The sequence below is a fragment of the Neisseria subflava genome (assembly GCF_003044935.1).
In the GTDB taxonomy this organism is placed as follows: Bacteria; Pseudomonadota; Gammaproteobacteria; order Burkholderiales; family Neisseriaceae; genus Neisseria; species Neisseria subflava_E.
This window is the reverse complement of record NZ_POXP01000001.1, coordinates 510,623-524,398: the sequence shown is the minus strand read 5'-3', so window position 1 is coordinate 524,398 and position 13,776 is coordinate 510,623. Positions and strand designations below refer to the sequence as shown.

Here is a 13,776-nt window from a genome sequence, read left to right as displayed (position 1 = left end):
AATAGGGTTTAGCTTTATGATGCAATGAATTAAATTCACTAATAAAAGAGAGTTTAAAGAGAAAATGCAGAACTTTAACGAGCTGAATTATTTTTTAACACTGGCGCAAACACAGAGTTTTGTAAAAGCGGGACAGCTTTTGGGGATTTCTTCTTCGGCGTTGAGCCACAGCATGAAAAATTTAGAAACGCGGCTAAATTTGCGCCTGTTCAACCGCACTACGCGCAATGTGTCGCTGACCGAAGCGGGGCAGCAGCTTTTCGACCAACTTTCCCCACTTTATCAAGCCATAAACCAAGAAGTCGATGCATTAAATGATTTTTTGAATACGCCATCGGGATTGATTCGCATCAACGCCCCGGCGATGGCAGCGGAAGCCGTGTTGTATCCAAAATTAAAGCCGATTTTGAACCAATACCCGAAAATCCGCTTGGAAATCGTGGTGGACGATCGTTGGGCAGATATTGTGAAAGAAGGATTTGATATGGGCGTTCGGTTAGGTAACAAGGTAGCGAAAGAGATGATTGCGGTGCCAATTTCCGCACCGCTCAAAATGGTATTGGTTGCCTCGCCCGATTATTTGGCGCAACACGGTTCACCGAAAAATATTGATGATCTGCAGCAACACCGCCTTATCGGCATAAAACTCTCCGCTGAACACGGCACGGAGATACAGTGGGAATTCAAATACAAAAAAGAGCTGATTACGTTCACGCCAAAATCGCAGTTTTCCATCAACAATCATCTGCGTCTGCAAGCCGTTTCAGACGGCCTTGGCATTGCGTGGATAGCACATATGAGCGTAGCGGATGCACTCAATTCGGGGCACCTGGTCGAGCTGTTGCCTGAGTATGCTATGACTTACGAACCGCTTTACCTCTATTACCCCAGCCGCCGCGGGCATTCGAATGTATTTAAGTTGATTGTGGATACGCTGCGGGTGGAGGTCGTCTGAAAATGTAAAAGCAGCCTGACTTCTTTGCATGGATTTCAGACTGCTTTTTGCTTTCAGGTAGCCTTATAGCTTCTAGGAGACCTTATTCATATACCGCCTGCCACATTGCGTCCTGCACCGCCTGTACCCAGTTTTCAGGCTGCTTGGTCGCTACACCGTCCTTGACCGCCTGTTTGGCAACAGCAACAGCAACAGTAGCAGACGATGCACGCAGGTTATTCACCGATGGCAGGAGCGACGCGCCTTCGTCCTGCGGATTGACTTGCGAGGCGACTGCTTCAGCTGCAGCCAGCAGCATCCCGTCAGTAACGTGTTTCGCACCGGAAACGATAACCCCCAGCCCCAACCCTGGGTAAAGCATGGCGTTGTTAGCTTGACCGATTTCGTAGTTCACGCCTTTATACGGCACGGGTGGCACGGGGATGCCGACAGAAATGAGTGCTTTGCCATCCGACCATTTTATAGCCTCATTCGGCATCACTTCGATTTTCTCGGTCGGGTTAGATAACGGCAGCAGAATTGGGCGCTCCACGCCCGCACATAGGGCTTTGACTACGTCTTCAGTGAATGCGCCGTGATCGGTGGATGTGCCAATCAAGATAGTCGGTTTTACTTGTTTTACAACTTCGAGCAAGCCGATTTTACCGTCCGTTTTCGCCCAGTCGGCAACTTCGGTGGCGGGTCGGGCATATTCCTGCTGGTAATCAGGCAAGCCGTCCATGTCGTCAGTAACCAGTCCGTTGATGTCAATCAGCCATACGCGTTGTTTCGCTTCTTCGCGACTCAGGCCTTCGCGCTCCATCGCCGCACTGATTTGGTCGGCCATACCCGTACCTGCGGTGCCTGCACCGTACACCACCAACCGCTGTTCGGCAAAGGTCTGTTTGGTCACTTTTAGGCCAGAGAATACGGCAGCCATCACAATCGCGCCAGTTCCCTGCATATCGTCGTTGAAAATACGATATTGTCGGCGGTTCTCCACCAAAATGCGGCGGGCATTGGACGGACCGAAGTCTTCAAAGTGCAAAAGCGCATTGGGGAACATTTCAGCAGCAGTTTTCAGGTAGTTTGCAATCAATGCGTCGTAGCGTTCACCACGTACGCGGGCATGGCGATTGCCCAAATAAGTGGGATCATTGAGCAGGGCTTCATTATCTGTACCCACATCTAGATTCACAGCAATGGTGCGGCTGGGATGAATGCCTGCAGCAGCAGTATAAACTGCCAGTTTGCCGACGGAAATATCCGTGCCGTTCACACCCCAGTCGCCGATACCCAAAATCTCTTCCGCATCGGAAACCACAATCAAATCTACATCATTTGCACCCAAGCCCAGCGTTTCAAACGATGCACGGATGTTTTCAGGATGGTTTACATCCAGATAGATAGCTCGCGAACGGCGGTAGTCGCGGCTCCATTTTTTAATTGCTTCGCCGACAGTGGGGTCGTAAACGACGGGTAGCATTTCGGCTAGATGGTCAATCAGGAGTTTGTAGTACAGTACTTCGTTGCGGTTGTGCAGTTGATCAAGAAAGATATATTTTTCAATATTTTTTTCATAGGATGAAAACTGGCGGTAAGCACGCGTGGCCTGTTGTTCGAGCGTTTCTACAACGACAGGTAGGCGGCCGGTCAGGCCATATTTTGCTCGCTCTTCCAATGTGAAAGCGGTATCTTTGTTGGTGAGAGGGTTCTGTAGGATGGTGGGGGTGTTGCTCATATTGTGTCTCCTGTGAAGATTAGGAAAAGCTCGTCCGAAAAATGGACTGTTATATTGTACTTAAAAAATATGAATTAAAAGTTAATTTAACAACCTAGAAAGTCCTTAAAAGTTAATGATTAGCCTTTTAAAGACTACTAACAGACGTGTCACAATGAAACTGAATCTAAACCACACTGTTTCAGGCTACCTGAAACAGTGCAGGCTGCCATTGGTCTGATTTTTTGAATGCGTGCCTACGATGCTGCACCCCTATCCTGTTTTTCAGACGTTTTTTTTCATAACAAAGAGCGGTCAGTTTTTTAGGTATTTTTGTAAATCATCTTCAAAATCTAACCGCTTGTATTTTAAGATTATTTTCCTTTCTTCTGATTCATCAACCAATCACGGGCAGGTTCGAGTAAATAGGCGTAATCAAATGAGTACATATGCTCTGCACCTTTGTGGGTTGAGTTTTCCGGAATTACGGTATTTGGTGTGAAACGGATGAAGTTAATACGTTTGCCTTGGGCAAGCATTTGTTGGACTTTTGCGTCTTGTTCGGTCTGCGGTAATTTGGCAGAGAACTCAGTTTCGGCGTAGCTGACTTTATCTTGTTTCAGCATTTTTCCAACTTGAGCCATGCCTGCAGAGGCTTTTGGATCGGCAGCCGAAACGGTATAAATAAACTTCGCTTTCTCCAATGGTTTTAAAACATTGATATCCCATTGACTGCCGACAAACATAGAAGCCGCAAAGAAGTTAGGATCGATACTATTTAGGTAGAATGAAATCATACCGCCCATGGATTGACCCGTGGTATAAACACGATTGGTATCAATCGCTTTTTCGGCGATCAGATTTTTGACAAGGCGTAAGGTCATGGGGACTTCTTCAGTTGTTTCCCATTTATCGTTGACTGCCGTTTTGGTGTAAGACGGTACAAGGACAAAGGCTGGGTATTTCGCCTGCGCTTCATCGGTTGCCCAGATGATGCCGCCGTAGCCTTGCATTAGTGGGGCTTTTACGCCTTTTCCTGCTGTGCTGGCATCTGCGATAAACATGACTAACGGATATTTGCGACCTGGCTCAAGATTTTTCGGGATGTACAGGTTGTACTGCATTTCTTTGCCTGTTTTGGGATCTTTAAACGTTAACACTTCAAAACGAGGTGCAATTTGTTCACGCAAGGCAAGCAAGCGACTATCGTAGGATTTATCCGCGCCGCCGTATTGTTTGTCCCAAGCTGTATTTTGCATGTTTTGAGTCGTCATTGCTTTTTCAGTCGCATTTGGGGTGGTATTGCAAGCGGCAAGTAACAAGCTTGCAGCAATCATCGTTACGGTTTTCTTCATCGTGGAAACTCCTTAAATTTTGCGGGAAATCATTAATTTTTTTCGATGCCTAAACGGTTCAACGCATCAATAGCTGGCTGGGAAATATGGTCGCCTCGTTTAGCAGACTCTTGATACCAATGTACGGCTTTGGTCATGTCTTTTGCCGTGCCGATGCCGTTTTCGTAGCAATGGCCGAGCCAGTATTGCCCGGTGATGTCGCCCTCTTCTGCCGCTTGCATGAAGTAGGTAAAAGCGGTTTTCGCATTCTTGGTGATACCTTCACCGTTCAGATACATCAGCCCCAGATAACGCGGCGCTTTCATATGCCCAGCCTGTTGAGCTTGCTCAAAGTAGGGCATTGCATGTTGGTAATCCTGTTTTTGATACAAGGCGATGCCTTCGTCCAACAGGGCTTTCGCCTGCTCATTATGTTGCGGAACGGTGGAACAGGCGGCGAGAAGGGTTGTAGCGACGAGCGCGGATAGTTTGGACTTCATAAATCACTCCCTAACATGTATCGCGAATTGAAATAATAGTACAAAGTTTCGTTAAAGTGCGGTCAGATTTCAAGGCTTTTTATTTATCCCTTCACCAAAACAACGCATTAAGCAATCCAATACGGTGCGTACTTTTGCTGATTGGGTGCGATGTGCGGTGGTGGCATAAAGGGTGCTGGTGGGGAGTTTGTGCAAATAGTCTGGGGAAGCACAAATCAAGGTTTGCCATTGTGCCAATGGGCGCGAGATGCTGTCGGCGTGAGGCTGCGTGTGGTGCGGTTAAGCAATTTGACGCCGTAATAATTTTCCAGCTTGCGAATGACTTGACTGATTGCGCTGGCAGTCATGCACAAATTCGCCACATCCGGTATTTGTCTTGAACTTCCCGGCTGTTTGGACTATTGTAGAACCGTATTTGAATAACAAATAATGAAAGGAAAAAAAATGCTTAAATTATTTACTTTACCCGGTGAAGGTAAAATTCGCAGTTCATCACCTTTCGCTTGGAAAACTGAAGCGATGCTGCGTTTATCCGGCTTAGATTTCGAAAAAGAATATGTTGCCGATCTCAGCAAAATGCCTAAAGGCAAAGTTCCGGTATTGCAGGATGGCGAGAAGTTGATCCCTGATAGCTCTCTCATTCAGCGTTATCTAACCGAAACCTACGGCATTGATTTAGATAAACATTTAACGCCTGAACAAAAAGCGATTGCTGAAGCCTTTCGCCGTATGACAGAAGAACATTTATATTGGATGGTCGTATATAACCGTTTCGTCGATCCTCTCAGCAAACCATTTATGATGAAGGCAATGTTTGATGGCATGCCGACCGAACAAGCCGAAGCGATTTTTGCTGTGTTACAGGAAAACGCGAAAAAAGAAATGTACGGACATGGTATCGGAAGACACACGCAATCCGATATTTACGCCTTCGGAAAAGGAGATTTAGATGCCATTAGCAACTACTTAGGCACAAAATCCTACTTTTTCGGCGAAGAATTAACCTCCGTTGATGTGTCCATCGTGCCTGTTGTTGCAAACCTGATTCTTACCCCCATCGACACTGAAATTGCGCTATATGCAAGAACCAAAGCAAATTTAGTCGCCTATATTGAACGTTTCGATCGGGCAGTATTTGGAGAATAAAGCAAGAAATAAAAGGCCGTCTGAAATTTTTCAGACGGCCTTTTATTTATATCTCCCAGCCTTTTCTCAGCAAATCCTTTATTGTTTGATCGGCTGCTAATCAATTACCTACTCCAACTTTAACAATGGAAAGTGGACAATATATTCAATCCGGTTATGCCGCACCAACGCTATACGTTTCGCCCTTGCTGTCCGCTTGGCCGACAATGGTAGCAACGGCAGCGGCCAAGCCGTTGCGCGTCATGTATTTTTGCGGAATTTCTTGGGCATTTTGTGTCAAGGTATAGGCATTATCTTCGCCATCGGCAAGGCCGCAGGGGCGCAAGATGGTCCAATTCAAACTGCTTTGTTTGAGATAGATTTCGGCTTCTGTTTTGGCTCGGACGGCTTCGCCGAGTGCCTGTTTGAACGGCTCGCTCATCATGTCCCATTGTTCACCGCAGCCCATGCTGGTAATCAATACAAAGCGGGCTTGCGGATTGGCGGCTTTCGTCGCGGCAATGATGTTGATATTGCCCAGCGCATCGCTGCGGATACCCTCTTCGTTTTTACCGCCGACAAAACTGATCACGGTATCGGGACGATATTGTGCCAACGCTTTATCGAGCGCGTCGGCATCAAGCGCATCGGCGACGACGATTTGAATATTGTGTTCGGCAAAAAAGCTGTCTTCAGACGGCTTTCTTAATACGGCGACGGTATCGGCTGAGTCAGTCAATGTGCGGATATAGGCGCGACCGGACGGCCCGTTGGCTCCGAAGATGAGTTGCATGTTTGGGGTCCTTTGTATGGTAGATGTTTATTGTTAGAAAATCCGCTCCTCTATGTAACAAGGAACGGATTTTCAGGCCGTCTGAAACCGTTTAAGCGGCATCAAACAGTTTGCGCATGGCTTCGATTTGATGTTGTTTCAACTCGCCTGCTTCATCGCGGCCGACGAAAATTTTAAACATGGCGCCGCCGTTGCGGTTGATAAAGTTGAGCGAGCAAGTGGCTTTACCCATAAACGGGCGTTCCAAAAGGTAGATGGAGGCGCAGTTTTCATAGTAGATGTGGCCGTGTACGCCGCCGTCGGTTTCGGGATGGTCAAAGTTGTAGAAGCCGCGGCCGACTTTGCCGTTAGGTAGTTTGCCGCTAACTTCGACGATGGCATCGGGGGTGTGGGCGATGAAGGTAACGGATTCATTCCATGCGGCAACGGCTTGGAGGATTTCGACTATGCGGCTGCCTTCGGTTTGGCGCACGTTCTCTTCAGGCAGGCAGCGGATAACGTCTTCAAAACTGCATTGGTTTTGCGCTGCCAGCATTTCCAGTACTTGGCCGGGATTTTTTTCCAATGATTGACGCAACATGGTTTGTTGTTCGGCTGAAAGTTTTTGCATGGTTTGATCCTTTTCTTGAGTTGGAAGAGTGAGCATGAGTTTGCGGATAAGGGTGGGCGACCAATAACGGCCACTGGTATTCAAACGGATAATGCCGTCTGAATCAGGTTCTTTAAAAAGCTGCATTTCCTGCCATTGGGCAATCAGCTTTTGCGCTGCTTTGTTGCCGTCAAACAATAATGGATTCAGACGGCCTGTTTCAATATCGTGCTGAACTTTGCTGAGCAGTGCTTTATTTGGACTATGGCCGCTCATAAACGCGATGTTTTTCTCGCCTTTCGGCGTAGCAAGATAACTCTCCAAATCGCCCTGCACCTGATAGCTGAAACCGCCGAAGTTACCGCCTGCGCCGGAGCCGAACGCCAAACAGGGAATGTCGGATTTGATCAGGGTATTGTAGCGGTTGCGCTCGCCGCGGCCGGGATAGGCGAAGTGGCTGTTGCTGACCTGTTCCCAGCCTTTTTCCAGCAGTGTTTCAACCGTGTAGGCATATTGGTCTGCCTGAATATCGAAACCCGGCGGTGTCGGAAATGCGCCTTTTTCAATCATGCGATTGATGGGCAGCATGGGATAAAGGTTGAACGCATACGTATCCAAACCGGACAGCGGCAACTCGGCGGCGCGGGCGATATCGTTTTGCCAAACTTCATCGGTTTGATTGGGCAGGCCGAACATTAGATCGGCCACAATCACGGCATCGAGTTCGCACAATTTTGCCAAATATTCAAACGCCTCGTCGCCGCTGTTTTTTCGGCCGAGACGGCGGCGGATGGCGGTATTGAAAGTTTGTACGCCGATGGAAATTCGGTTGGCCCCTGCTTCGAGACAGGCCTGTGCTTTTTCCAAATCGAAATGGCTCATGCGCCCTTCGATGGTGAACTCGCAGTCTTCGGCAAGCGGCAGATATTGGTAGCAGGCACGAATCAGGCGGACGAGGTCTTCCGTAAGCAACGCGGTCGGCGTTCCCCCCCCGAAATAAACAGCTCGGATTTTGCCCTTGCCTGTACGAACTTCAGCTTCAGCGGCCATTTCTTCGATAATTTTGTCGGTGTACACGCTGCTTTGGCTGTCCTTCCACGCATTACGGTAGAAGCCGCAAAAAACGCAATGGTTGGCGCAAAATGGAATATGCAGATAAGCAAGCGCGTCCACATCGGTGGCATGGGGAAGCTTTTTCTTCCAAATGTTCTGCCACTGGGGACGCGGCATTGGAACGCCGCCCCAAACGGGCATTAATGCCTGACGTTCGGGAAATGCCTTGGGTGCGGATTGTTTCGGAGTCCAAACAAGCTGCTGTACCATGATAATGATTAATAAAAGTTATCAATAAGATTGTTATATTAAATAACCATCATCGTTTTCTTGTCAATATTTTTATGTAATTAAAAATCAGTATTATTTTAAAATATTGTATTCTATAAATAATTAAATGTAATTCTATTTAATAGAAATCGGCATGTTACTTGTGAAATGCGCAAAATCTGGTTCTTCAAGCCGGGAACATCCTCCCATCTCGTTTTATTTTTGAACGATAAAATAAATTTTCTTTATCGTTTTCAGACGGCCTCTTGGCACTCAGCTTCTGAAATAAAACCCTGCTTCATCTTCGCAACGGCGTATCTGCCAACCGTAAACCGATTCAAGCAAGTCGGGGCGCATCACTTCTCCCACCTTGCCTGATGCAACGACTTTTCCCTTATTCATCAAAATAAGATGTTCCGCATAACGCGCGGCGAGGTTTAAATCGTGCAATACCATCATTGATGAGGCACGGTTTGAATGCCCGACCAAATACCGCATCAGGCGGTGTTGATGGCGGATATCGAGATGGTTGCACGGTTCGTCCAAAAGCAAGACCGGCGCGTTTTGCAACAGGGCGCGGATGATGTTGGCGCGTTGTTGCTCGCCGCCTGATAGCTTGCCGATGCGCTTATCCGCCAATGCCGTCAAATCAAAATAATCGAGCAACTCGTCCGCCCATTCATGGTTCAGACGGCCTTTTTGTACGAATGACGCCAACGAAATGTATTCGCGTACGGTCATCGGCATGTTGTAACAGCCATGCTGCCCGACCCATGCCACCCTGCCCGCGCGGATTTGCGGCGCAATGGCCTCACCGAAAAGCGTGATTTCCCCCTGCCCTGTTTGCCCGATTAAGGCCCGCAGCAAAGTAGATTTGCCCGCACCATTCGGGCCGATAATGACAGTCATGCCCGAAGGTATATCCAGTTGATCGATTTCAAGCAGGGTTTTGTCTTGGACACGGACGGAAAGATTACAGATTTGAAATAAGGTGTGCATGGCAAAAGATATGGGGCAATGAAGTTTCAGACGGCCTGTTTAGGCATCAACGGCTTTTCAAAGGCTTGATAAACAAATACATAAAAAACGGTCCGCCCAATAAGGCAATCACGATCCCGACCGGCAGATCGACAGGGTATGTCAGCCAGCGCGCCGCTCCGTCCACCACCATCAAAAACACTGCGCCCAACCAAGCCGACAGCGCAATCAGTTTGCGGCGGCTGCCGCCGACGGCTTGCGCCAGCACATTGGGGATCATCATGCCGAGAAAACCGATGATGCCCGAAAGCGATACCGCCGCCCCTGTCATCAATGCCGCGCCGATTACGGTTTGTACACGCAAAGCCCCAACTGATACCCCCATACTGGCAGCCGTGTCCTCCCCCGTCATCAAAACGTCCAACCGCCTGCCTGCCGACAGCAAAATCAGAAAACCGGGCAACATGACCGCGATTGCCGCGACAGGCGATGAGAAACCGGCTTCGGCAAGGCTGCCCGACAGCCATGTGGTCGCGCTGCGCAATACCAAATCGTCCGATAAAAACAAAATCATGCTGACTACCGCGCCCGAAAACGCGCTCAACACAAACCCCAACACCAGCAATCCCAAAGTACCGCCGCCGAGCAGTTTGTGCACCGCCAAAATCAACAGGCACACACCCAATGCACCGAGAAAAGCCGCCGCCGGCACACCCATCGCGCCGCCGCCCAAAGCCAATAACACAATCACGCCCAAGGCCGCCCCGCCCGATGTCCCGATCAAACTCGGATCGGCCAGCGGGTTCTCAAATAAAGCCTGCAATGCCGCCCCCGAAGCGGACAAACCGGCTCCGACCAAAAGTGCGGTATAGATGCGCGGTAAACGGATTTGGCGAACGGTTTCATCCATCGCCAACGGCGACTCCCATGCACCAAAGCCGATGCCGCAGCACAAATAAACGGCGGCGGCAGTAAGCAGCAGGCAGAGGGTAAGGGTATGCGGTTTCATGACATCATGCGGTTTAAGCGGATTGAGGGACGGTTTCAGACGGCATTTTTAAGACAACCGTTTTGCTTCCTCCTCAATAAGAAGGAACAAATCAAGGCCGTCTGAAAACAAAAATCAGACAGGTTTTTCAAAACAGGCGCGTTTATTTCGCCAAACCGTGCAAACGCTGAATCACTTGCGGCGTATCCAGCCCGTAACGGAACATATCGTTGGCCTTCCACAAATAAATCTTGCCGTTTTTCGCGGCAGGCGAGCCGGCGATTTCGGGGCGTGCGGCAAAGGTTTTGACGTTGCCTATCATGGCGGTGTTGTGGTCGGCAATAATGATGATGTCAGGTTTGGCCGCAATCCATGCCTCACGCGTCATCGGTTTGAGGCCGTCAATGGCGGCTGCGGCATTGATACCGCCGGCACGGCGGATGATTTCGTCGGCGGCAGTATTCTTGCCCGATACGATGCGCCCGTCGTAGCTGAAGAGGTAGCGTTTGCCGCTGGAAGGCTGCTGTTTCATATCCGCCTGCCACTTACTGGCCAACTTGTCCGCCTGCGCGCTTTTGCCGATAAGCTGACCAATGTTGCGGATACTTTGCGGATAGGCGGCGATGCTGTCATCGGGCGCAACATTGACGGCTTTAATGCCTGCTTTTTGCAGGTGGGCAAAAATATCGGCAGGCTGCGCCATCCATGAACCGATGACGATGTCGGGTTTGGCGGCCACAATCGGTTCAACCGTCAGACGGCGATGAATGCCGATACTGGGCTTGTTTTTCAACGCCGGATTTTGAACGGTCTGATCGCGGCCGACGATTTCGTCCAATGCGCCGAGCGCGGCAACGATGTCTGCCGTATCGGGTGTCAACACGACGATGCGTTGCGCGTGTGCAGTGCCGGCCAACGAAATAAGCGCGGAAAGCAGGAGGAGTTTGAGTTTCATTGTTTTTCCTTGTCGCATGCTTTCAGACGGCCTGCTCGCTTTCTCAGGCCGTCTGAAAACGGTTGAATCACATTAGAACTTCAGTTGTACGGTTGCGGCGAAATTGCGGCCGCTTTCAGTGTACAAGTCCATCACACTGGTACGGCTCATGCCGGCAACGTCTGCGTGCTGCCAGTATTTTTTGTTGCCGACGTTGTAGATGTTTGCGCCGATTTCAAGGTTTTTAAACGGCTTGTACCACGCGCCGACATCCCATACGCCATAACCCGGCGCTTGGAAAACAGTGTCGCTGCTGACGCGGCTGTGTTTTTTCGACCAGCGCAGCTTGGTGCCGACACCCCATTTTTCCTGCGTGTAATCCAAACCCAAAACGCCGTTAAGCGGATAAGCGGAATCCAATGGTTTGCCGTCCTGCTGCTCACCTCGCATCCAAGCGATGCTGCCGGAGACTTGCCAGCCCGGCAGGAATTTGTAGGCGGCAGAAGCTTCGGCACCGTAGGTTTTGACGTGATCAAGGTTTTGATATTGGTACTGGATAATCGGGCGTCTGCCAACGGTGGAGGTGCCGATTTCAGTGCGGTTGATGAAGTTACGGTAACGGTTGTAGAACGCGGTGACTTGCGCACGGGCGCGTTCGTTTTTGAACTTCATCCCCAATTCAAAGCTGTTGGAGCGTTCGGATTTGAGTTTGGCATTGGGAATGACGGCATAGCCGTAGGTCGTATTGGTAAACGCCATGGTTGCGCTGTCAAACGGCGGCGTACGGAAGCCTTGGGAATAAGTGGCAAAACCGGTGAACTGCTCACCCATCGGCACGCTCAGGCGCAGGCTGGGCGTAAACGCGGAATCGCTAAAGCGCGTCGCCGTTCCGCTGGGATTGGCGTTGAGATAGGCTTGGTCGGTCGACGTGTTCAGCTTGTCTTTTTCGTAACGCAAGGCCGGGGTCAGGACGATGCCGTTGCCGAAGGTCAGGCTGTCTTGCGCGTAAACGCTGAACGTTTTGCGCTTGCTGTCGGGGAAGGTTTTATTCGGATAGGTGCTGCCTGCATAAACTTTGCTGACGGCGCCGGTCAGATTGTCCACTGTCAGGCTGTCGCGCGGACGGGCGGTCTCAGTGTGTTTGTATTCTGCGCCGGCAACGACGGTTTGTTTGACCGCGCCGTCAAATTCCCACACGCCGCGCCCGTTCAGCCCGCGTATGGTCTGATTGAAACCGTAGTCGGAATAACGGGTCGAGTTACCTAATTGGCGCGCGCCCATACGCGTAATACTCGCATCGACAGCATCGTCTTCCGTACGCAGTTTTTGCTGATAGGCAGTCAGGTTGGCTTCTTTCAGACGGCCTTCGCCAGCGTAGCGGTAGCCCGCTTCGATACGTTGACGGCGGATACGGTCGCGAGCATTGCTCTCAGATGTTGCGATGGTTACCGGCCCGTGCGATTGCGAACCCAAGCCGTTTGCCAATACGGTATCGTTGGCGTGGTAATACTGTTCGTACAAAGTTTCCAAGCGGTGGCGTTCGTTGCCGATATTGCCTTTCGCCAAGATATTGTAGGCATTGTTTTTCTGTGGATTGGTGGCAGTACGCGCAGTCGAGTAGCTGGTATCGCTGCCCATATTTTCGGTTTCATGACCTTGACGGCGCGTCAGCATCAGCAGACCTTCAGCGTTTTCATGGAAACCTGCCACAGTCGCAGTAACTCCATGGCTGCGGTCGCGGCTGCGGTAGCCGTGTTTCAAACCGAAATGCCCGCGTTTGCCCGCATCGACGAAATCACTCGGTGAGAGCGTCACCATGTTCACTACGCCACCGAGCGCATCGCTGCCGTACAGCGCGGAATAAGGGCCTTTGACAATATCGACCTGCTTGAGCGTGTCGCTTTCGACCATATCACGTCCCGAAATCGCGCCGTTGGAGCCGCCGCCTGCATAAGATTCGGGAATGCGCACGCCGTCCACCATCATCAGAATGCGGTTGCCGTCTATGCCTCGGATATTGATACCGGCATGACCGCGGCGGTTGTTGTCTGACGGCACGCTGACGCCGGGCTCATACATCACGATATCGTCCAAATTCTGCGCCGAGGCTTGATTCAAGGTTTTGCGTCCGATAACCGACACATTCGGAGCGGCTTTATCCAAGGTTTGCGCATTGCGGTCGGCCGTAACCACCACAGGTTCTATTTCTGCCTGAGCCACCGGCATCTGAGCCGCATATAACTGTCCGGAAAAAACCGCCCCTACCACACAGGCAATCGATTTCTTTTTCATTACATGACCCTATTATTTGAATAAAAATGGTTTTCATTTATAAAACAAATAGGCAGTTTTTGCAAGTTTAGGAACCACAAGATAGCACTAAAAACCACTTCAAAAACGCAAAATATAGTATGACGTAGCTGGATAAATAATTCATGGATCAGAGGCAAAGTGCCCGACCGCGTCGGCATAGAAAACAGACCTGCCGTTGTCGACCAAAAATCCCGCATCGGCAATTAGGAGGCCGACACCATCATCGACAATGATCGAGAAGTACA

Annotated in this window: 11 protein-coding genes and 1 pseudogene; 2 read left to right on the top strand and 10 right to left on the bottom strand. The window is 50.0% G+C overall.

Features of this window, described 5'->3' with window-relative positions; genetic code table 11:
• Nucleotides 1-64: 64 nt before the first annotated feature.
• Nucleotides 65-955, top strand: coding sequence for a LysR family transcriptional regulator (locus tag DBY95_RS02535; protein WP_107723278.1), 891 nt, complete (start codon nt 65-67; stop codon nt 953-955).
• Nucleotides 956-1,037: 82 nt separating this feature from the next.
• Here DBY95_RS02535 and DBY95_RS02530 read toward each other — a convergent pair whose 3' ends face one another.
• From DBY95_RS02530 to DBY95_RS02515, 4 genes and pseudogenes are all read right to left on the bottom strand, one after another.
• Complete coding sequence (locus DBY95_RS02530; RefSeq protein ID WP_107723277.1) at nt 1,038-2,675, bottom strand: NAD-dependent malic enzyme; 1,638 nt, start codon at nt 2,673-2,675, stop codon at nt 1,038-1,040.
• A 353-nt stretch (nt 2,676-3,028) separates the two neighbouring features.
• Nucleotides 3,029-4,009 (bottom strand): pyrroline-5-carboxylate reductase, encoded by a 981-nt coding sequence (locus DBY95_RS02525; protein WP_107723276.1) that lies wholly within the window; start codon nt 4,007-4,009, stop codon nt 3,029-3,031.
• A gap of 32 nt (nt 4,010-4,041) precedes the next feature.
• Complete coding sequence (locus tag DBY95_RS02520; RefSeq protein WP_107723275.1) at nt 4,042-4,488, bottom strand: tetratricopeptide repeat protein; 447 nt, start codon at nt 4,486-4,488, stop codon at nt 4,042-4,044.
• Nucleotides 4,489-4,727: 239 nt separating this feature from the next.
• Nucleotides 4,728-4,847, bottom strand: a pseudogene (locus tag DBY95_RS02515) (LysR family transcriptional regulator); the annotation flags it as partial.
• An 85-nt stretch (nt 4,848-4,932) separates the two neighbouring features.
• On the opposite strand from DBY95_RS02515, the gene DBY95_RS02510 reads away from it, so the two are divergent.
• Nucleotides 4,933-5,634: a glutathione S-transferase family protein gene (locus DBY95_RS02510; protein WP_159068464.1), complete on the top strand. Its 702-nt coding sequence runs from the start codon at nt 4,933-4,935 to the stop codon at nt 5,632-5,634.
• A 154-nt stretch (nt 5,635-5,788) separates the two neighbouring features.
• Here the strand turns inward: DBY95_RS02510 and DBY95_RS02505 are convergent, their stop codons facing one another.
• The 6 genes from DBY95_RS02505 to DBY95_RS02480 all read right to left on the bottom strand — a co-directional run bounded on the left by DBY95_RS02505 (nt 5,789) and on the right by DBY95_RS02480 (nt 13,510).
• Complete coding sequence (locus DBY95_RS02505) at nt 5,789-6,406, bottom strand: NAD(P)H-binding protein (RefSeq protein ID WP_107723272.1); 618 nt, start codon at nt 6,404-6,406, stop codon at nt 5,789-5,791.
• A gap of 91 nt (nt 6,407-6,497) precedes the next feature.
• Nucleotides 6,498-8,318, bottom strand: a complete 1,821-nt coding sequence (gene hutW, locus DBY95_RS02500) for a heme anaerobic degradation radical SAM methyltransferase ChuW/HutW (protein ID WP_107723271.1) — start codon at nt 8,316-8,318, stop codon at nt 6,498-6,500.
• A 273-nt stretch (nt 8,319-8,591) separates the two neighbouring features.
• Nucleotides 8,592-9,317, bottom strand: coding sequence for an ABC transporter ATP-binding protein (locus DBY95_RS02495; protein ID WP_107723270.1), 726 nt, complete (start codon nt 9,315-9,317; stop codon nt 8,592-8,594).
• 46 nt (nt 9,318-9,363) lie between these two features.
• Nucleotides 9,364-10,305, bottom strand: a complete 942-nt coding sequence (locus tag DBY95_RS02490; protein WP_107723269.1) for a FecCD family ABC transporter permease — start codon at nt 10,303-10,305, stop codon at nt 9,364-9,366.
• A 142-nt stretch (nt 10,306-10,447) separates the two neighbouring features.
• The gene (locus DBY95_RS02485) at nt 10,448-11,239 is read right to left on the bottom strand and encodes a heme/hemin ABC transporter substrate-binding protein (RefSeq protein WP_107723268.1); all 792 of its coding nucleotides are present in this window, start codon (nt 11,237-11,239) and stop codon (nt 10,448-10,450) included.
• 72 nt (nt 11,240-11,311) lie between these two features.
• A complete protein-coding gene (locus DBY95_RS02480; RefSeq protein ID WP_107723267.1) occupies nt 11,312-13,510 on the bottom strand; it encodes a TonB-dependent hemoglobin/transferrin/lactoferrin family receptor in 2,199 nt (732 codons plus the stop codon).
• Nucleotides 13,511-13,776 lie beyond the last annotated feature (266 nt).

What these genes read in the sequence shown, in the direction of transcription:
- DBY95_RS02535 (WP_107723278.1), top strand. Translation starts at nt 65, where the DNA reads ATGCAGAACTTTAACGAGCTGAATTATTTTTTAACACTGGCGCAAACA.
- DBY95_RS02530 (WP_107723277.1), bottom strand. Translation starts at nt 2,675, where the DNA reads ATGAGCAACACCCCCACCATCCTACAGAACCCTCTCACCAACAAAGAT.
- DBY95_RS02525 (WP_107723276.1), bottom strand. Translation starts at nt 4,009, where the DNA reads ATGAAGAAAACCGTAACGATGATTGCTGCAAGCTTGTTACTTGCCGCT.
- DBY95_RS02520 (WP_107723275.1), bottom strand. Translation starts at nt 4,488, where the DNA reads ATGAAGTCCAAACTATCCGCGCTCGTCGCTACAACCCTTCTCGCCGCC.
- DBY95_RS02510 (WP_159068464.1), top strand. Translation starts at nt 4,933, where the DNA reads ATGCTTAAATTATTTACTTTACCCGGTGAAGGTAAAATTCGCAGTTCA.
- DBY95_RS02505 (WP_107723272.1), bottom strand. Translation starts at nt 6,406, where the DNA reads ATGCAACTCATCTTCGGAGCCAACGGGCCGTCCGGTCGCGCCTATATC.
- hutW (WP_107723271.1), bottom strand. Translation starts at nt 8,318, where the DNA reads ATGGTACAGCAGCTTGTTTGGACTCCGAAACAATCCGCACCCAAGGCA.
- DBY95_RS02495 (WP_107723270.1), bottom strand. Translation starts at nt 9,317, where the DNA reads ATGCACACCTTATTTCAAATCTGTAATCTTTCCGTCCGTGTCCAAGAC.
- DBY95_RS02490 (WP_107723269.1), bottom strand. Translation starts at nt 10,305, where the DNA reads ATGAAACCGCATACCCTTACCCTCTGCCTGCTGCTTACTGCCGCCGCC.
- DBY95_RS02485 (WP_107723268.1), bottom strand. Translation starts at nt 11,239, where the DNA reads ATGAAACTCAAACTCCTCCTGCTTTCCGCGCTTATTTCGTTGGCCGGC.
- DBY95_RS02480 (WP_107723267.1), bottom strand. Translation starts at nt 13,510, where the DNA reads ATGAAAAAGAAATCGATTGCCTGTGTGGTAGGGGCGGTTTTTTCCGGA.